Source organism: Candidatus Spyradosoma sp. SGI.093 (assembly GCF_050314555.1).
In the GTDB taxonomy this organism is placed as follows: Bacteria; Verrucomicrobiota; Verrucomicrobiia; order Opitutales; family UBA953; genus Spyradosoma.
The window spans coordinates 144165-162152 of the sequence record NZ_JBNPNH010000003.1 but is presented as its reverse complement, the minus strand read 5'-3'; the positions used below and the strand labels follow the sequence as shown (position 1 = coordinate 162152).

Annotated in this window: 12 protein-coding genes and 1 tRNA gene; 7 read left to right on the top strand and 6 right to left on the bottom strand. The window is 65.5% G+C overall.

Annotated elements, in window-relative coordinates:
* Positions 1–35: 35 nt before the first annotated feature.
* The 4 genes from ACQREB_RS04590 (at position 36) to ACQREB_RS04575 (ending at position 6361) form a co-directional block, all read left to right on the top strand.
* Positions 36–1355 (top strand): bifunctional folylpolyglutamate synthase/dihydrofolate synthase, encoded by a 1320-nt coding sequence (locus ACQREB_RS04590; RefSeq protein WP_427765845.1) that lies wholly within the window; start codon positions 36–38, stop codon positions 1353–1355.
* A complete protein-coding gene (locus ACQREB_RS04585; protein ID WP_427765842.1) occupies positions 1336–2088 on the top strand; it encodes an alpha/beta fold hydrolase in 753 nt (250 codons plus the stop codon). Before ACQREB_RS04590 ends, ACQREB_RS04585 begins: the two co-directional genes overlap by 20 nt.
* Before the next feature lie 74 nt (positions 2089–2162).
* Positions 2163–4778, top strand: coding sequence for an ATP-dependent Clp protease ATP-binding subunit (locus tag ACQREB_RS04580; protein ID WP_427765840.1), 2616 nt, complete (start codon positions 2163–2165; stop codon positions 4776–4778).
* A 119-nt stretch (positions 4779–4897) separates the two neighbouring features.
* On the top strand, positions 4898–6361 hold the full coding sequence (locus ACQREB_RS04575; protein WP_427765837.1) for a family 20 glycosylhydrolase: 1464 nt from the start codon (positions 4898–4900) through the stop codon (positions 6359–6361).
* Here the strand turns inward: ACQREB_RS04575 and ACQREB_RS04570 are convergent.
* Positions 6349–6942, bottom strand: a complete 594-nt coding sequence (locus tag ACQREB_RS04570) for a DUF2238 domain-containing protein (RefSeq protein ID WP_427765834.1) — start codon at positions 6940–6942, stop codon at positions 6349–6351. The two genes, ACQREB_RS04575 and ACQREB_RS04570, sit on opposite strands and share 13 nt — an antisense overlap.
* 179 nt (positions 6943–7121) lie before the next feature.
* On the opposite strand from ACQREB_RS04570, the gene guaB reads away from it, so the two are divergent.
* Positions 7122–8693 carry an IMP dehydrogenase gene (gene guaB, locus ACQREB_RS04565; RefSeq protein ID WP_427765832.1) on the top strand — a complete coding sequence of 524 codons (1572 nt, stop codon included), beginning with the start codon at positions 7122–7124 and terminating at the stop codon, positions 8691–8693.
* A gap of 332 nt (positions 8694–9025) precedes the next feature.
* Here guaB and ACQREB_RS04560 read toward each other — a convergent pair whose 3' ends face one another.
* Positions 9026–9910 carry a LysR family transcriptional regulator gene (locus ACQREB_RS04560; protein ID WP_427765829.1) on the bottom strand — a complete coding sequence of 295 codons (885 nt, stop codon included), beginning with the start codon at positions 9908–9910 and terminating at the stop codon, positions 9026–9028.
* Positions 9911–9914: 4 nt separating this feature from the next.
* Entirely contained in the window at positions 9915–10877 is a 963-nt protein-coding gene (locus tag ACQREB_RS04555) for a bile acid:sodium symporter family protein (protein WP_427765827.1), read from the bottom strand.
* 151 nt (positions 10878–11028) lie between these two features.
* Between ACQREB_RS04555 and ACQREB_RS04550 the strand changes: the two genes are divergently transcribed.
* Positions 11029–11682, top strand: a complete 654-nt coding sequence (locus tag ACQREB_RS04550; RefSeq protein ID WP_427765825.1) for a MarC family protein — start codon at positions 11029–11031, stop codon at positions 11680–11682.
* Between the two features lie 53 nt (positions 11683–11735).
* A tRNA-Ala gene (locus ACQREB_RS04545) sits at positions 11736–11811 on the top strand.
* Between the two features lie 239 nt (positions 11812–12050).
* On the opposite strand, the gene ACQREB_RS04540 is transcribed toward ACQREB_RS04545, so the two are convergent.
* The 3 genes from ACQREB_RS04540 to ACQREB_RS04530 form a co-directional block, all read right to left on the bottom strand.
* On the bottom strand, positions 12051–15425 hold the full coding sequence (locus ACQREB_RS04540; RefSeq protein ID WP_427765822.1) for a TIM-barrel domain-containing protein: 3375 nt from the start codon (positions 15423–15425) through the stop codon (positions 12051–12053).
* A gap of 90 nt (positions 15426–15515) precedes the next feature.
* Complete coding sequence (locus tag ACQREB_RS04535) at positions 15516–16898, bottom strand: aldehyde dehydrogenase (RefSeq protein WP_427765820.1); 1383 nt, start codon at positions 16896–16898, stop codon at positions 15516–15518.
* On the bottom strand, positions 16895–17974 hold the full coding sequence (locus tag ACQREB_RS04530; protein ID WP_427765817.1) for an iron-containing alcohol dehydrogenase: 1080 nt from the start codon (positions 17972–17974) through the stop codon (positions 16895–16897). Before ACQREB_RS04530 ends, ACQREB_RS04535 begins: the two co-directional genes overlap by 4 nt.
* Positions 17975–17988: the final 14 nt, after the last annotated feature.

The window sequence follows — 17988 nt, the reverse complement described above, 5'->3', positions numbered from 1 at the left end:
CGCGGGCGCGCTTCCGCCGCGACGGCGTTCCCGCCATGACTCACGCTGAAATCATCGCGGAGCTGTGCTCGCTCCGCAATCACGGCAGCAAATTCGGCATCGACCGCATGCGCCTGCTCGCCGCCGCGCTCGGCGAGCCGCAGCGCGCGTTCCCGTCGATCCACCTCGCGGGAACGAACGGCAAGGGCTCGACCGCGGCGATGCTCGAGGCGATTCTGCGCGCGAACGGGCTGCGCGTCGGACTCTACACGTCGCCGCACCTCGTGAAGCTCGGCGAGCGCGTGCAGGTGAACCGCGAACCGCTTTCCGACGCGGAAATCTGCGCCTACGCCGAGCGGCTTTACGCGGCGGCGGCGCGCTTCGGCAAGCCCGGCGACGAAGACTTTCCGTCCTTTTTCGAGCTGATGACGGCGACCGCCTTTCTGCGCTTCGCGGAAGCGCGCTGCGACGCCGCCGTCGTCGAGACCGGGCTGGGCGGACGCCTCGACGCGACGAACGTGCTCGCGCCCGAAGTCTGCGTGATCACGTCCGTCGGGCTCGATCACTGCGACATGCTCGGCGACACGCTCGAAAAGATCGCGGCGGAAAAGGCGGGCATCGTCAAACCCGGCGTTCCCGTCGTGCTCGGCCGCGTTCCCGCCGAGGCGGAGCGCGTCGTGCGCGCCGTCGCCGCGGAGAAGGGCGTGCCGCTCGTCTCCGTGCGGGAACGCTTCGGCGACGACGTCGAGGCTTATCCGCGCACCAGTCTTTTCGGCGCGCACCAGCGCAAAAACGCGGCGGCGGCGACGCTCGCGGCGGAGATCTTCTTCCTGCGGATCGGGCGCGTTCCCGCCGTTCCCGCGGAAACGGCGCTAGGCGGCGTCCGCTGGGCGGCGCGCTGGGACCGGCGCGCGCTGGACGACGGGCGGACGCTCGTGATCGACGTCGCGCACAACGCCGAATGCGCCGAGGCGCTCGACGCGATGCTCGCCGCGCACCGCCGCGAGACGGGCGCGCGCCCGACGGTCGTCGCGGGCGTGCTCGGCGCGGCGCGCGCGCTGCCGATCATGCGCGCGGTCGCGCGGCACGCGCGGCGCATCGTGCTCGTGCGCCCGGCGCAGGACCGCGCCTGCACGCTCGCGGAGCTGCGCGCCTGCGTTCCCGCGGACTTCGCCGGCGAAATCGTCGAATCGTCCGTCGCGGCGCTTTTCCCCGGCGGGAACCGCTGCGCGCTCGCGACGAAGCCGGGCGAATCGATCGTCGTCGCGGGCTCGTGCTACCTGGCGGGCGAAACGCTCGCCGCGCTTGCGGGAACGCCCGCCGCGTGCGAATCCTTTCTGCAGGACAAACTGCCCGATGCGCTTCCCCGCGGATGAGATCTTCGGCGCTCCCGCCGCCGTGCTCGCGCTCCACGGATTCACCGGCTGCGGCGGCGACTTCGACGCGCTGCGCCTCCGTTTCCCCGACGCGTTTTTCGACGCGCCCGATCTGCACTCGGCGGACGTTCCCGCGGATTTCCGCGGCCTCGTCGCCGCGCTCCTCGCGCGTTTCGCGCTCCTTCCCGCGCCGGCGGGCGCGCCGCGCGTTCTGCTCGGCTATTCGATGGGCGGGCGCGTCGCGCTGCACGTCGCGCTCGAGATTTCGCGGCGGAAACTCTGGCGCGCGGGCGACCGGCTCGTGCTGATCTCCGCTTCGCCCGGCATCGCGGACGCGGCGGAACGCGCGGCGCGGCGGGAACGCGACGCGGCGCTCGCGGCGAAAATCCTCGCCGCCCCGAGCGCGGCGGCGTTCTACGAGACCTGGCGGCGCACGCCGCTCATCGCGACGCAGGACCGCATGCCCGAGCCCCGGCGTTCTCGCCTGCTGCGCGCCCGCGCGGCGGCGGACAAGACGCTGTGGGCGCGCGCGCTCGCCGAAATCGGCACGGGCGCGCTTCCGCCGCTTTGGGAAAATCTTGGCGAAATCGACGTCGAGACCATGCTCGTCTGCGGCGCGGAAGACGCGAAATTTTCCGCGGTCGCGGACGCGATGCGCGCGCGTCTGCCGCGTTCCCGCGTCGTGCGCGTTCCCGCCTGCGGCCACGCTCCGCACCTGGAGGCCGCGGACTGAAATTCGGAGCGGATTTCGCCTGACGCCGCGCCCGCTTGCGCTGGCATAGGAATTGCACCATTTTCGTCTCAGAAATGAACAACGCAGACAATTTCACGCCCCGGGCGAAAAAGGTGATGGAGCTCGCCGTCGCCGAAGCCCGCAAGTTCCGCCACAACTACATCGGCACGGAGCATCTGCTGCTCGGCCTGCTCGCGCTCGGGCAGGGCGTCGCCATCAACGTGCTCGTTCATCTCGGCGCGGACGCCGACCGCATCCGCGCGTTCATCGAAGAACACATCGGCAAGGGGCCGGAGGACTCCGAGTTTCCGGAGCGCGTACCGCTGACGCCGCGCGCCAAGAACGCGCTCGATCTCGCGCAGAAGCAGGCGAAGTCTCTCGGGCACAACTATCTCGGCACGGAGCACATTCTGCTCGGCATTCTCGCCGAGGGCGGTTCCGTCGCCGCGCAGATGCTGCAGAAGCTGAACATCAGCCTCGAAAAGGCGCGCAATCAGATCTTGGAGGAGCTCAACGCTCCCGAATCGGAAAAATCCGCGGGAACGCCGCAGCCGAAGGCGGACGCGCCGTCCTCCGACTCCGCGTCGCCGCTGCCGGATTTCGACGAGATCTTCGGCAAGGCGGGCGGCGAGGAATCCGGCGAGGACGCCTCCGCGCCCAAGGATCCCGTCGAGAGCGCGGCGCGTTCCCGCCAGGAAAAGATGACGGCGCTCAAGGCGTTCGGGCGCGACCTCACCGAAATCGCGCGGCGCGGCGAGACCGATCCCGTCATCGGGCGCACGGCGGAAATCCGCCGCGTCGTTCAGATTCTGTGCCGCCGCACGAAGAACAATCCCGTGCTCATCGGCGAAGCCGGCGTCGGCAAGACGGCGATCGTCGAAGGCCTCGCGCAGGCGATCGCCTCCGGCTCCGTTCCCGAGCTGCTCGCGGGCAAGCGCGTCGTCGCGCTCGACCTCGCGCTGATGATCGCGGGAACGAAATACCGCGGCCAGTTCGAGGAGCGCATCAAGCTCGTGATGGAGGAGATCAAGCGCGCGAAGAACGTCATTCTCTTCATCGACGAGCTGCACACCATCATCGGCGCGGGCGGCGCCGAAGGCTCCATGGACGCGGCGAACATTCTCAAGCCCGCGCTTTCCCGCGGCGAGATTCAGTGCATCGGCGCGACGACGCTCGCCGAGTACCGCAAGTCCGTCGAAAAGGATCCCGCGCTCGAACGCCGTTTCCAGAGCGTGAAGGTCGAGCCGCCGTCCGTCGCCGACGCGATCCGCATCCTGCAGGGCGTCGCGCCGAAATACGAGGCGCACCACCGCTGCCGCTACGCGCCCGAGGCGATCGTCGCCGCCGTGCGCTATTCCGACCGCTACATCACCGAGCGCAACCTGCCCGACAAGGCGATCGACATTCTCGACGAAGCCGGCTCCCGCGTGCGCATCGATTCCTTCGAGCCGCCCGCGAAGCTCGCCGAAATTTCAAAGAAGATCGACGCCGTTGTCGCCGAAAAGAAGGCCGCCTCCGACGCCGAGGACTACGAGCGCGCGGGAACGCTGCTGACCGAGGAAAAGAAACTCGTCGCCGAGCGCGACCTGCTCACCGAGGAATGGCGGCGGGAACGCGATTCCGCCGCGACGCCCGTCACCGAAGACCACGTCCTGCGCGTCGTCTCCGACTGGACGGGAATCCCGCTCACGCGCATGGAAAAGTCCGAGTCGCAGAAGCTGCTCGAGCTCGAGAACGACCTGCGCAAGTCCGTCGTCGCGCAGGACGAGGCGTGCGCCGTCATCGCGCGCGCGCTGCGGCGTTCCCGCGCCGACCTGAAGGACCCGCGCCGGCCGATCGGCTCGTTCCTTTTCCTCGGCCCGACGGGCGTCGGCAAGACGCACCTCGCGAAGACGCTCGCCGAGCGCATGTTCGGCCAGCGCGACTCGCTGATTCAGATCGACATGTCCGAATACATGGAAAAGCACACCGTCTCGCGCCTCATCGGCTCGCCGCCCGGCTACGTCGGCTACGAGGAAGGCGGCATGCTCACCGAAGCCGTGCGCCGCAAGCCGTATTCCGTCGTGCTCTTCGACGAAATCGAAAAGGCGCACCCGGACGTGATTCAGCTGCTGCTGCAGGTGCTCGAGGACGGCCGCCTCACGGACTCGCTCGGCCGCACCGTCGATTTCCGCAACACGATTCTCATCATGACGAGCAACGTCGGCGCGGACATTCTGCAGAAAAACGCCGCGATGGGATTCGACGTCGGGCTGGACGCGAACGTCGATTTCGAAAAGACCAAGGCGCGCCTCTCCGACGAGACGAAGCGCGTCTTCAAGCCGGAATTCCTCAACCGCCTCACGGAGCTCATCTTCTTCCGCCCGCTCACGAAGGAAAACCTGACGGAGATCGTGCGCCTCGAAACGGCGAACGTCGCCGGACGTCTCGAATCGCAGGGCGTGCGCCTCGCGCTCAGCGACGCCGCGCTGAAGTTCCTCGTGGACGTCGGCTACGACGAAAAATTCGGCGCGCGGCCGCTGCGCCGCGCCGTCGAACGCAACCTCGAAGACCCGCTCGCGGAGGAAATCCTGCGCAACGGCAGGCTCGCCGCGGGAACGATCAAGGTGGACGCGAAGAACGGCGCCCTCTCCTTCACCTTCCCGAAGGCGGGCGGGAAAAAGGAAAAAGGCGCGAAGCGCGGGAAATGAAGACGGCGGGAACGGATTTTCCCGAGGAAAAATAGAGAAACGCGTTCCCGCGGATTTTTCGCGGGAACGCGTTTTTTTTCGTTTTGCTTCGGGCGGGCTTTCGCGGAAGAATCGCCCGCATGGACGTTCCCGAAGACTTGGAGATTTTTCCGAAAGACGCCGTTTCCGCCTTCGCCGAGCGCGGGTTCATGCTCGACGTTTCGCGCGGACGCGTGCCGACGATGCCCGCGCTCGAAACGATCGTGCGCCTGCTCGCCGCGCTGCGCTTCAACCGGCTTCAGCTCTACGTCGAGCACACGTTCGCGTTCCGCGGGCACGAGGAAGTCTGGCGCGACGCGTCGCCGCTGACGCCGGAGGAAATCCGCCGCCTCGACGCGCTCTGCCGCGCGCGCGGCATCGAGCTCGTGCCGAACCTCAATTCGTTCGGGCACGTCGAACGCTGGCTGAAGCACGCGCGCTACAAGCCGCTCGCGGAGTGCCCCGACGGCTTTTATCACGAGCTCTTCAAAATGCGCCGCGCGGCGGGAACGTTCGCGCCGGGCGAGGAATCGGCGGACTTCATGGGCGCGCTTTACCGCGAGTATCTGCCGAATTTTTCGTCGAAGCTCTTCAACGTCGGCGGCGACGAGCCGTGGGAGCTCGGGCAGGGGCGTTCCCGCGGGCTCTGCGCCGCGCGCGGCAAACGCGCCGTGTATCTCGAACACATGGCGCGGCTGAAAAAACGCGCCGAGGCGTGCGGCAGAAAAATCATGTTCTGGGCGGACGTGCTGCTCGGCGAGGACGGCGAGATTCCCGCCGATTTCGTGCGCGGGACCGTTCCCGTGATCTGGGGCTACGAGGCGGACCACCCGTTCGACGCGCAGTGCGCGCGCGTGCGCGAGGCGCTCGCGAAGGCGGGCGGCGATCCCGGCGGCTTTCTCGTCGCGCCGGGAACGTCGTCGTGGCTCAGCTTCGGCACGCGGCAGACGAACGCGCTCGCGAACGTCCGCGCCGCCTGCGCCGCCGCGAAAAGACACGGCGCGCGCGGCGTGCTGCTCACGACCTGGGGCGATTTCGGTTATCACAATCCGCCCGCGGCGGACCTGGTTCCGCTCGTCGCCTGCGCCGCGGAAATGCGGGGCGGCGCCCGGGAAGGCGACGTCCGCGCAGCCTTGCTGGCGCTTTTCCGTGACGACGACGCCTTCGTCGACGCGCTGCTCGAGTTCGGCGGGCTCGACGATTTCTTCGCGAAGAAAATCACGAACCGCAGCCTGATCCGCGAGCTGTTCTTCGCGCGTGGCGAAGCGTTCGCGAAGCTCATGGACGGCGTTTCCGCGGGCGAAGTCGCCGCCGCGAAGAACGCCTGCGCGCGCGCGCTTTCCTCGGCGGAGCGTTCCCGCGCCGACCGCGGCGGGTTCCGCGTCGCCGTCGAAATGGCGTTCGCCGCGCTGCGCCGCGCGGAGGCGTTTCTGAAAAACGACGCGGACGCGCTCGCCGCCGTCGAGGCGGAGGCGGCGGGCCCGCTCAAGGAACGCTTCGCGGAGGCGTGGCGCCGCTTCGACCGCGAGGGCGGCCTCGCGGAATCGCTCGCCTATTTTTCCTGACGGCGTTCCCGCGCGAGAAAGAGCAGCGCGGCGACGAGCCCGCCGAGCGCGTCGCAGAGCATGTCCTTCTGCGCGTCCCATTCGTCGCCCTGCGAGCCGAGAAACGCCGCGCCCGTTTCGCCGCCGTCCCACGCGGCGTAGAGCCATTCGACGATTTCCCAGAGCCCCGCGACCGCGACGATGACGAAGAAGCCCGCCGCCGCCGCGGCCTTCGCGCCGTTCACGATCTTTTCGCGGAAAACGTATTCGCAGACGAGATACGCGTTCAGCCCGACGGAAAAGTGCGCGAGGCGGTCGAAGCAGTTGCGCTCGAGCCCGAAAAGCTCCCGCGGGAACGGCACGGCCTCGAACGTGTAGTGCGCGCCGACCGCCTGGAGCACGCACCAGAACGCCGCGAGCGCGTAGGCGAAATTCGAAAAGCGGAAGCGCGGGAACAGCGCCGCGAGCCCCAGCGCGTAAGCGAGGCACCAGACGATTTCGACGAACCAGACCGCGCCCGAAGGCGGATTCGCCGCCGAGAGCGCGACGGCAGCGGAGACGCCCGCCGCGAGCGCGAGCGTGATTTTGTCGCGGAGCTTCATGACGCGACCGAGCTTAGCCCCCGAAGCGCGGACTGTAAAGAGTCGAGGAGTTTAAAATGTTGAGGAGTTGAAAAGCTGATTGCTTCTGAACTGTCCTTGCGCTCGCGTTTCGCGTTCCCGCGAAAAATGTTGCGCGGGAACGGGCGCCGCCGTAGCATACCGCGGCAACAGGATTACTTATGGCATCGCACATCGACAATCTGTTTTACAAGAACTCGGACGAATTCTTCGCCGCGAACGCGGGAATGGGCCTGACCTACGACGACGTTTCGCTCGCGACCTGTTTTTCCGACGTGCTCCCGCGCATGACGCGCCTAGACACGACGATTTCCGACAAAATCGCGCTCTCGCTCCCGATCATGTCCGCCGACATGGACACCGTCACGGAATCGAGAATGGCGATCGCGATGGCGCTCCACGGCGGGATCGGCATGATTCACTACAACATGTCCAACGCCGACCAGATCGACAAGGTCCGCCGCGTCAAGACCTACGTGCACGGCATGATCGACCGCCCGGCGACCGTTCCCGCCGACATCACCGTCGGCGACGTGCTCGCCCTCATCGAGCGCGAGGACTACAACTTTTCCACGTTCCCGGTCGTGGACGCCGCGGGCAAGCTCCTCGGGCTGCTGCGCGGCGGCGTCGTCAAGAGCCGCCACGCCGACCACAAGGTGGGCGACGTGATGATCCCGCGCGAGCAGGTGCTCACGATTCAGGAAAAAGACCTCGGCGGCGACCCGATCGCGACCGCGGACCGCATCTTCCTCGAGCACATCGGCACGAACAAGATTCTCGTCGTGGACGCGCAGGACCATCTGCGCGGGCTCTTCACGCTGTCCGACATCGAGCGCATCCGCGACGAGGCGGGAACGGACGCCATCCGCCCCTCGCGCGACGAGAACTTCCGCCTGCGCTGCGGCGCGTCCGTCGCCGTGCCGCGTTATCCGGACGGACGCGTGAACTACGACGCGCTGAACGAGCACGTCTCCAATCTCGTCGCCGTCGGCGTGGACGCGATCATCATCTCCACGGCGCACGGCCATTCGGCGGGCGTCGGCGAGTGCGTGCGCTTCGTGCGTGACCATTTCAAGGATCTGACGATCATCGCCGGGAACGTGACCAGCGGCGAAGGCGTGGAATTTCTCGCCGACGCGGGCGCGGACTCCGTCAAGATCGGCCAGGGACCGGGCTCGATCTGCTCGACGCGCATCGTCGCGGGCGTGGGCATTCCGCAGCTCACGGCGCTTTACGTCTCCGCGCAGGCGGCGAAGAAAAAAGGCGTGCGCATCATCGCCGACGGCGGCATCACGAAGTCCGGCGACATCGTGAAGGCGCTCACGCAGGCGGACTGCGTGATGCTCGGCGGCATGCTCGCGGGCTGCAAGGAAGCGCCCGGCAAGATCATGGAAATCAACGGAAAACTCTACAAGGAATACCGCGGCATGGGCTCGATGGAGGCGATGCGCCACGGTTCCGCCGCGCGCTACGGGCACGACCTGCGCAACAGCAAGGTTACGAAGGTCGCTCCCGAAGGCGTCGAGGCGCTCAAGGAAGTCTCCGGCAGCGTGGATCAGATCCTGATCACGCTCGCGGGCGGCGTGCAGAGCGGGCTCGGCTACCTCGGCGCGCCCGACCTGAAGACGCTGCGGGAACGCGCGCGCTTCATCCGCGTCACGATGGCGGGCCAGCGCGAATCCGCCCCGCACGACATCGTCGAAATCAAGACCACGCCCGGCTCGAAGGCGTGAGGGAAGCGGCTTCGCCGCTGTGGAATAGCGCTGAGCGCTGTGTAAGGTGTAGTTTGTAGGGGCAATTCCCGGACACCGAAAAAAAGCGTTCCCGCGATTCGTTTCACGGGAACGCTTTTTTTGCCCGCCCGCGGTTACGAATACCGAGGCAAGGGAAAATTTTGACCACGGAAAACACGGAATTTTAGCGGAGAGGCGACATTCTTGTCGCTTCCTCGAAATCCTCACGCACAAATTTTTCCCGCAAAGACGCCAAGACGCAAAGATTTTTGGAGAAGTGACGCCGTTTTCGCGGGAACGCCGCCCGAAATTCGTGAAAATTCGCGGGGGCGTCAGCGGCGGCGCTGGAGGGCTTCGATGAACTTGCGCATCGCGGGCGTCAGCGGACGGTTTTTGCGCGAGACCGCGACGACGGAGCGCGTCGGCGACATGCCGCGGATTTCGAGGGCGCGGAGCGTTCCCGCCGCGGTCTCGTCGCGCACGGAGCGTTCGGGGACGACGGCGACGCCGCCGTCCAGCTCCACCGCGCGCTTGAGCACTTCGATGTTGTCGAACGTGCGCGCGGGAACGCACTCGATTCCGGCGGCGCGGAAAAGCCCGTCCACGAGACGGCGCATGACGAGATCTTCGGAATAGGAAAGGAACGGGAACGTGCGCAGTTCCTGCAGCGAGGTGTCGCGCTGCCAGACGAGGGTGTTCGACGGCGCGCAGATCGCGACGAGCGGTTCTTCGTAGAGCGGCACGACGTCTTCCGTGCGCGAGCGGCGGTCGGAGATCGTCACGCCCACGTCGAGCGCGCCGCGGGCGATTTTCGCGGAGATCGCGGCGGCGGAATCCAGCGTCAGCGAGAGCGAGACCTGCGGGAACGCCTCCATGAAACGGCGCAGCGTGCGCTTGAAGGCGTCGCCGGACGCGACGGAAGGCACGATGCCGACGCGCACGGCGCCGCCGACGACGTGCTTCAGATCCTGCAGTTCCGCGCGCGTCTTTTCGTAGAGCGAGACGAGGTCGCGTGCGCGGCGCTGCATCAGCACGCCTTCCGGCGTGAGGGCGAAGCGTTTCTGCGTGCGGTCGATGAGCGCGACGCCGAGCTGTTTTTCCATGGCGCGGACCGCCTGCGAGACGGCGGGCTGCGAGACGCTGTTGAGCTCCGCGGCGGCGGAAAAGCTGCCCGTCGTCGCTAGGTCGGAAAAGATCTTGAGCCGCGAAATTCTCATCGTTTCAGCGTATCGTCGTCTCGTTCCTGTCGGCGTGGCGCAGCTGCCACGAGTTCCAGAGATTGTGGCAGACGACGTAGAATGTCGGCCCGAGCGCGACGATGGGATTGAAGAACGCGAGCCCGACCCACAGCATCAGCATCGTGTTCTTCTGCCCGACGGACTGCGAGCATTCCCGCCGGAATTTCGGCTCGCCGAGGCAGAAGCCGCCGAAGAAGTTCAGCGCGCACATCGTCGCCGAAATCGCGAAGATCTCCACCAGAATCAGCGGGGAAAGGTTTTCCTGGGCGCAGATGTAGGCGGAGCTCTGCGCGCACACCGTGAACAGCATCACCATCCACAGGTAGAACGAAAGAATCTTCCAGCGCCGCACGAACGCCGCCGCGCGCGGCAGGAAATTGCGGAAAATCACCGAAAGCGCGAACGGCGATCCGATGAGCAGCGCCGTCTTCCACGCCAGACCGAGCGTGTCGATCTCGATCGCGCTCCCGATGACGAGCGCGACCAGCGGCGCGAGCGCGAACGCCGTGAAGAGATTCGTCAGCACGACGCTGAGCGTCACGTAGTCTTCCCGCCGCTTGAGCAGGCTCGTGATCACGGGCGCGGCGTTCGCCGTCGGCGACATGCCGATGAGAAACGCCATCACGGCGAAGTTCTGATTCGGCGTTCCCGTCAGCAGCTCCGTCAGCGCGAGCACGGCGAAATACGCGCCCGAGGCGAGCGCGACCATGAACAACGGGATCCGCAGGTGGCTCCACCCCGTGCTTTCTCTGCCGAACTTCACGTCGATGAAGGAAAACAGCAGCATCAGCATGATCATCGGCGGCACGACGAGTCCCGCGTGCCCGGTCTCGTTGTCGAAGAACGCGCGGCACCCGCTCCACAGCGCGGGAACGCTCCCGCCCAGCGCCATCGCGCCGACGAGGCAGAGCATTCTCCGCGTTCCGGGATTGATGTTGATTTTCATTGAGCGCGGAATGCTACTCCGATTTCCGCGGGAACGCAAACCCGCGCGCGCGGGGCAGGGCGCTTTCGCGGCGGCGCGGGAAGGCACGCGGCGTGACGCCCGCCTGCGTTTCGCTTTGACTAAACGGGCGCGCGCGCGAAAATCGTTTCGCATGGACAGCTTCGTTTCATCAGTCATTCTTCTTTTCATCATTCTCGATCCGATCGGGCTCGCGCTCATTCTGCCGTCGCTGCTCAAGAACGTTCCCGACGAGCGCAAGACGAAGGTCATCGTGCGCGAAATGCTCTTCGCGCTCGCGCTGCTGCTGCTGTTCTTCTTCCTCGGCAACCGCATCGTCTCGCTGCTCGGGCTGGAGACGGCGACGCTGAACATTTCCGGCGCGCTCGTGCTCTTCCTCATCGCGCTCGGCATGGTGTTCCCGCCGCTCGCCGCGCTGACGAGCTCCACCTCGCCCCACGGCGAATCGCAGGCGGAGCCCTTCATCGTGCCCATCGCGATTCCGCTCTTCGTCGGGCCGAGCAGCATTTCCGTCGTCATGATCAACGGCGCGCACGCCGGAGAATCGGCGGGAGACGCCGCCTTCGCCGTGAGCATCTGCGCCGCCTGGCTCCTCAGCCTCTGCGTCCTGCTCGTCTCGCCGCGCATCATCCGCGCGCTCGGCCGCCGCGGGAGCGTCGCGCTCGAACGCGTGACCGGCGTGCTGCTGATTCTGATCTCCGTCCAGATGTTCGTCGACGGCATCGCCGACTACGGGAAATCCGACGTTCCCGCGCCGGTGGAAAAAATTTCCGAACAAAAGGCTTGACGATTTCGCGAAAAAACGATTTCCTTGCATCTCATAATTTTCCTTTCGGAAATGGGGACGTAGCTCATCTGGTAGAGCGCGACATTCGCATTGTCGAGGTAGAGAGTTCGAGTCTCTTCGTCTCCACCATTTCTTTTAAAAGCCCGCGAAAACGTTTTCGCGGGCTTTTTCGCGTCTTCTGGGGCGCGTGCAAGGCTCCGAAAGCGCCTTCCGACGCAGGGATTTTTGCACTTTTTACGCACTTACCGTGTCCGTTCCGTGGGTCGCGTTTTGCGGGCGGCTTTCGTGTTCCCGCAAAAAAGCGTTCCCGCGAATTCTCGACGGGAACGCCTTTCTTTAAGCCCTAAACTTTAACCTTTAAGCTTTCTTTATTCCGAGCCTTTGCGGAGGAGGCGGATGTCCGTCCAGACGCCGGTGTCGGAGGAATCGCCGTCCGCGTCCGCGACGAATTCGAAGACGAGCCGCTTCACGCCCGAGATGTCGAGCGAAACGAGCTGCTTGACGGATTCGGGGCTCATGCCGGCGCGCTCGAAGATCTGCTTGTCGTCGGCGAAGATGCGGAACGTGACCGGACCCTTGCCGCCCTGTTCGCGTCCGACGAAGCCGAGGAGCTTGTCCCACGAGCCGTCGAGCTCGTAGGTGACTCGCGTTCCCGCGAGCACGGTGATGCCCTTGGCGTGCTTTTCGCCGTCCACGACGATTTCCGGCGCGGACCAGCCCTTGTTGAAGACGGCGCGGCCGTCGATCTTCGCGGGAACGACGCCGGCGCGGTCGCCGAGGTCGAGCGTTTCGTCCGCGAGCGGCGCGGCGGCGATGTCCTGCATCACGTCGAACTCGGCGGCGGAGCCGAACTGCTCGCCGTGCTGCGCGGAAAGCACGCGCAGGCGGACGTAGCGGCCCCATTTCGTCGGGAACGCGACTTTCTGGTATTCTTCCTTCGCCGGGAACGCGCCCTTGGCGACGGCTTCGCCGAAGTCGCCCGGCGCTCGCGACACGTAGATTTCGTAATCCTTGATCGCGCCGTTGCCGAGACCCGCGCGCGGCAGATAGCCGAAGCCGTTGACGGCGGCGAGCTTGCCGAGGTCGATGTCGATCGTGTACGGGTGCTTGCCGGGATCGTCGGAATAATTCGAGTGCCAGATCGTTCCCGCCGAGCCGTCGAAGGCGTTGGAGATTCTGCCGTCGCCCTGTTCGGACGAGGCGACGACCTTGAACTCGGTCTTGTCCAGATCCGGGGAAACCACGGGGACGGGATACGGCTCGAACGCCGCCCACGCGCCGAGTTTCGGCGAAACCTTCAGCGCGACGCGCGCGGGAACGTCCGTGCCGCGCTTCGCGAGCTTGACGAAGACGACGCCGCGGCGATCCTCGGGGTCGAAGCGCCAGCCCTGCACGGAGTTTTCATAGACCTTGGCGTCGGGGATTTCGCGGATTTCCGCGCCGTCCGCGAGCACGCGCGACGGGCGGAACGGCGTGTGGATCTCGAACGCGTAGGCGCGTTCGGCGTATTTGCCGTCGAAGTCGCCGAGCGCGGGACCGACGTCGATCGTGACGTCGCCTGCGACGCCCTTCGGCGCGTCGCAGGTGATGAGCTGCTTGGAGAATTTTCCGTCGAGATACGCGCGCGTGTTCCCGTCGTCCTCATACATTTCGAACGAGGATTTTCCGTAGGGATACACGTCGAAGGTGACGACGTCCTTCGGCTTCTGCGTGCTGTAAAGCATTTCCGGATACATCGGAATGATCGCGCCGCCGCGCACGAAGATCGGGAGCTTTTCGAGCGTGATCGGGTAGTTGTCGATCGTGTACGGACCGGGCACGACGCGGCCGTCCCAGTAGTCGAACCACACGCCTTCGGGCAGGTAGATGTCTTCCTTGCGCCAGCCCTTGTTCAGCGACATCGCCGTGTAGACGGGCGCGACGAGAATGTCGTCGCCGAGCATGAACTGATACTGCGTGGACTTGTCCCAGGTCTTGCGGTCGTTCGGGAAGTTCCACAGCATGCCGCGGACGATGGGCGCGCCGGAGACGGCGGCGTCGTGCGCGTATTTGTACATGTAGGGCGTCATGCGCAGCTTGCGTTTGAGGTAGCTGCGGTTGATGGAGCGGTAGGGCTCCTCGAACCACCACGGGCTCTTTTTCGGCACGCCCGCCACCGCTTCCGCGTCGCTCCAGCCGTTCATGACGTAGAGCGCGGGCGTGAAGCATTTCCACTGCAGGTCGCGCGTGTAGGTTTCCGGCGAGCCGCCGAAAATGCCGTCCACGTCCGTCGTCGCGTAGGCCTGTCCGGACATGCCGGAGGTGATGAGCGTCGGAATGTGGTAGCGGATGAGGTTCCAGTCGCCCGCCTGGTCGCCGGTCCAGCACACGGCGTAGCGCTGCGTTCCCGCCCAGCCGAGCACCGTCCACGTGAGCGGGCGCGAGTCGGAATTGTCCGCGATGCCGTCCCAGGCGATCTTGTTGCATTCGAGCGCGTGCTGCACCTTGGAAAGCGGCTTCGCGCGCGTGGTCTTGTTGGTGTCGCTCGTCCACGCGACGTCGAGCTTCTGCACGCGCGTTCCCGCGACGCCGACTTCCCACGCCATGCGCGTGAGCGCGCCTTCCGTCCACAGGCCGGTCTTGAAGCCCATTCCCTCGAGGCTTTTCACGACGTAGGGCAGTTGCACGTGATTGCAGCCGTAGCCGTCGTTCAGGAGCAGCCAGCCGCCGGGCATGTCGTGTTCGCGGTATTTTTCCGCGACGCGTTCGAGCGCGTACGGCGTGAGCTCCTTGAATTTTCCGTTTTCGAGAATCGGTTCCTTCGTCTGCGGGTCGCGCGTCATGTACGCGTCCGCGTCGCCGAGCTCGAAGCCCCAGATCGGGAGGAAGTTCGGGCGCCCCGTGAAGCGCGTGTAGAGGTCGAGAACGCGCGGGAAGCCGTCGCCGACGAAATAAAACGCGTCGAAGCGGTTTTCGTTGTGCGTGGTCGCGATGGAGTCCGCGCCCGTGAAATCATACGCTCCCGTGGCGAAGGTGTGGCGGAGCACGCCGTAGCCGCGGTTGCTCATGTAGAACGGAGCGGGATTCGGGCGGTCGTTTTCGTTCCAGCCGTTGGCGGAGATTTCAATCTTCGTGCCCTTGTGGGAAAAATGCCCGTTCTGCTGACCGCCGCCGTAGTAAAATTCGTCGGGGTCGGTCGAAAGCGTCTGCGTCACCGTGTTCCCGGCGAAGGCGAGCGGCTTTTTTTCGTGGAAGATCGGCGTGCCGTCCGCGCGGAAAAGCGAGAACGTGCCGTCCGCGCGGCGCATGCGGAGCTCGACCGCCGCCGTGCGCCAGACGACTTCGGCGTCCGAGACTTCGCAATCCACGCGTTCGCGGTTCACGGGTAGGTCGTCCACGAGAATCTGCGCGGCGGTGGGATCGTTCAGCGGATCGTCGAACGCGCCGTCCGGCGCAGCCTGGATGCGGAAGACGTCCGTGCCGTAAAATTCGACGCGGAAGCGCATCGCGCCGTCCGTGAAGACGTTGAACGCGGCGGGCTTGAAATCTTCGGGAACGACCTTCGTGACCGCGTAGCCTTCGTCCGCGGGAACGGCTTTTTTCGCGGGCACGAGCCGCACCGCCGGGGGCTCCTGCGGTTTCGCCGCGGGAACGACGGGCGCCGTCTCGGGCGCCGCTTCAAGCGTTTTTTGCGAATTGTCGCACGCCGCGAGCGCGAGCACGGCGAACGTGGGCAGGAGCAGGTGGGCGTTCGGTCTCATCATGGTGAAGCAGATTTAACAGACGCCCCGCGTCAAGGCGAATACTTTTTGAGCCGCGCGCGGGAACGGCGCGGGCGATCCCGTCTGCGGGAATCATTTCAAAAAGAAGCGGAGGAGTTTTTCGTAAAGTCCGCTCCTGTAGGGCTGGTAGCGCATCGGGAGGTCGAGCCACGTCTTTTTGTCCACGACGGATTTGTAGTGCGTGAACGCGTCGAATCCCGTCTTCCCGTGATAGGCGCCCATGCCGCTTTCGCCGACGCCGCCGAAGCCCATTTCGCTGGTGGCGAGGTGGATGACGACGTCGTTGATGCAGCCCCCGCCGTAGCTCAGCTCCGTCGTCACGCGCCCGATGCGTTCCCGGTCGCCGGAAAAGACGTAGAGCGCCAAGGGCTTGTCCTTGTTTTTCAGGTCGTCGACGAGGGCGTCGAAGCGGTCGAAAGTCAGGACGGGCAGGATCGGACCGAAGATTTCTTCGCCCATGACGGCGTCGGTCTCCGTCACGTCGTCCATGACGGTGGGCGCGATCCGGCAGGCGTCGGGATCGGCGTTCCCGCCGGCGACGACTTTTTTCTCGTCGATCAGGCCGAGCAGCCTGTCGAAATGCTTCCGGTTGATGATTTTGCCGTAATCCTTGTTCGCGAGCGGATTTTCCCCGTATTGGACTTTGATTTCCTCGATGACGGCCGCGACGAAGGCGTCCTTCACGGAGCGTTCGCAGAGGACGTGGTCGGGAGCGACGCAGGTCTGCCCGCAGTTGAGATATTTGCCGAACACGATGCGCTTCGCGGCGAGCTTGAGGTCCGCGGTCGCGTCGACGATGCAGGGGCTTTTCCCGCCCAGCTCCAAAATCGCGGGCGTCAGATGCTCCGCCGCGCGGCGCAGCACTTCCTTGCCGACGGCCTGGCTTCCGGTGAAGAAGATGAGGTCGAACTTCTGTTCGAGGAGCGCGGCGTTTTCGGCTCTGCCGCCGGTGACGACGGCGACGTATTCGGGCGGGAACGCTTCGGCGACGAGTTTTTCCACGATCCCGCACGTCGCGCCGGAGTAGGCGCTGGGCTTCACGATCGCCGTGTTTCCCGCGGCGAGGGCGTCGACCAGCGGTCCCATCGTCAGAAGGAACGGATAGTTCCACGGGCTCATGATCAGCGTGTTTCCGTAAGGGACGGGCTGCCTGAAACTGCGGGATGCGAATTGCGCGAGCGGCGTCCGCACCGTTTTCCTTTTCGCGAAACGCCCGACGTTGCCGAGCATGTAGGAGATCTCGGAAAGCACCATGCCGACCTCGCACATGAAGCCTTCGTAGCGGCTTTTACCGAGGTCGGCGGTCAGCGCGCCGCAGATTTCGTCCTCGTGTTTTCTGACGACGGCGTAGAGTTTTTTGAGCTGCCCGACGCGGAAAGACACCGGAAGCGTGGCGCCCGTTCTGAAAAAGGTTCTCTGCTTTTCAAGTAAACTGCGGATTTGTTCGTCGTTCATTTCGCGTCGCTCCAGTCTGCGCATTGTTCGTAAAATTTCTCGAGCTCGTCCCGCGTCATCAGCTTCGGAACGGGATAAAGCGGGTTGGCTTCCTTCGCGGCGAGCTTCGCCATCGCGGGAACGTCTTCCCGGCGGATTCCCGCGAGCTTGTCGGGAATGCCGATTCTTTTGTTCAGCGCCTTGACGGCGGCGATGAATTTTTCGGCGCCGGCCTTAAAAGAATCGTTCCCGCCGCAGACGCCCGCGGCGACGCCGAGCGCGTGCAGCTTTTCGTGGACGGATTCGCCGTAGGCCTCCAGGACGTAAGGCAGGACGACGGCGTTCGCGAGCCCGTGGGGCGTCCCGTAGCGTCCGCCCAGAGAATGCGCGACCGCGTGAACGTAGCCGACGTAGGATTTGGAAAAAGCGACGCCCGCCTTGTACGCGGCGTGAAGCATGTTTTCCCGCGCTTCGTGATTCCTGCCGTTTCCGCAGGCGAGTTCGATGTTGCCGAAGACCAGCTTCGTCGCCTCCAGCGCGAGGCGGCGCGTTTCTTCGGTCGTCGAGCGCCCGATGTAGGCTTCGACCGCGTGCGTGAGCGCGTCCATGCCGGTGGTCGCCGTCAGATGCGGCGGCAGAGAATACGTCAGCGAAGCGTCCAGCACGGCGTAACGCGGGATGAGCGGGAAGCTCATCAGCGCATATTTGTGCCGGGTCGCGTCGTCGGTGATGATCGCGGCGAGCGTCGTTTCGCTGCCCGTTCCCGCCGTCGTGGGCACGGCGATCAGCGGCGGCAGGCGGCGCAAGATCCGCAGGACGCCCTTCATCTGCCCGACCGTCTTCTTCGGGTAAGCGACGCGCGCGCCGACGGCTTTCGCGCAGTCCATCGACGAGCCGCCGCCGACGGCGATCAGGCAGTCGCAGGCGTTCCCGCGATACGCCTCGACCGCGGCCTCCACGTTTTCCGTCGTCGGATTCGGCCGCGTGTCGGAATAAACGGCAAACCCGACGCCGCTTTCGCGCAGCGCCTTTTCGAGCGGCGCGAGCAGCCCGTTGGACACGATGCCCCTGTCGGTGACGACGAGTGCCGATTTCACCTTTTCTTTTTTGA

Coding starts and splice junctions, on each gene's coding strand:
- ACQREB_RS04575 (WP_427765837.1), top strand. CDS start 4,898: ATGGACGTTCCCGAAGACTTGGAGATTTTTCCGAAAGACGCCGTTTCC.
- ACQREB_RS04540 (WP_427765822.1), bottom strand. CDS start 15,425: ATGATGAGACCGAACGCCCACCTGCTCCTGCCCACGTTCGCCGTGCTC.
- ACQREB_RS04590 (WP_427765845.1), top strand. CDS start 36: ATGACTCACGCTGAAATCATCGCGGAGCTGTGCTCGCTCCGCAATCAC.
- ACQREB_RS04585 (WP_427765842.1), top strand. CDS start 1,336: ATGCGCTTCCCCGCGGATGAGATCTTCGGCGCTCCCGCCGCCGTGCTC.
- ACQREB_RS04555 (WP_427765827.1), bottom strand. CDS start 10,877: ATGAAAATCAACATCAATCCCGGAACGCGGAGAATGCTCTGCCTCGTC.
- ACQREB_RS04550 (WP_427765825.1), top strand. CDS start 11,029: ATGGACAGCTTCGTTTCATCAGTCATTCTTCTTTTCATCATTCTCGAT.
- ACQREB_RS04580 (WP_427765840.1), top strand. CDS start 2,163: ATGAACAACGCAGACAATTTCACGCCCCGGGCGAAAAAGGTGATGGAG.
- ACQREB_RS04570 (WP_427765834.1), bottom strand. CDS start 6,942: ATGAAGCTCCGCGACAAAATCACGCTCGCGCTCGCGGCGGGCGTCTCC.
- ACQREB_RS04535 (WP_427765820.1), bottom strand. CDS start 16,898: ATGAACGACGAACAAATCCGCAGTTTACTTGAAAAGCAGAGAACCTTT.
- guaB (WP_427765832.1), top strand. CDS start 7,122: ATGGCATCGCACATCGACAATCTGTTTTACAAGAACTCGGACGAATTC.
- ACQREB_RS04560 (WP_427765829.1), bottom strand. CDS start 9,910: ATGAGAATTTCGCGGCTCAAGATCTTTTCCGACCTAGCGACGACGGGC.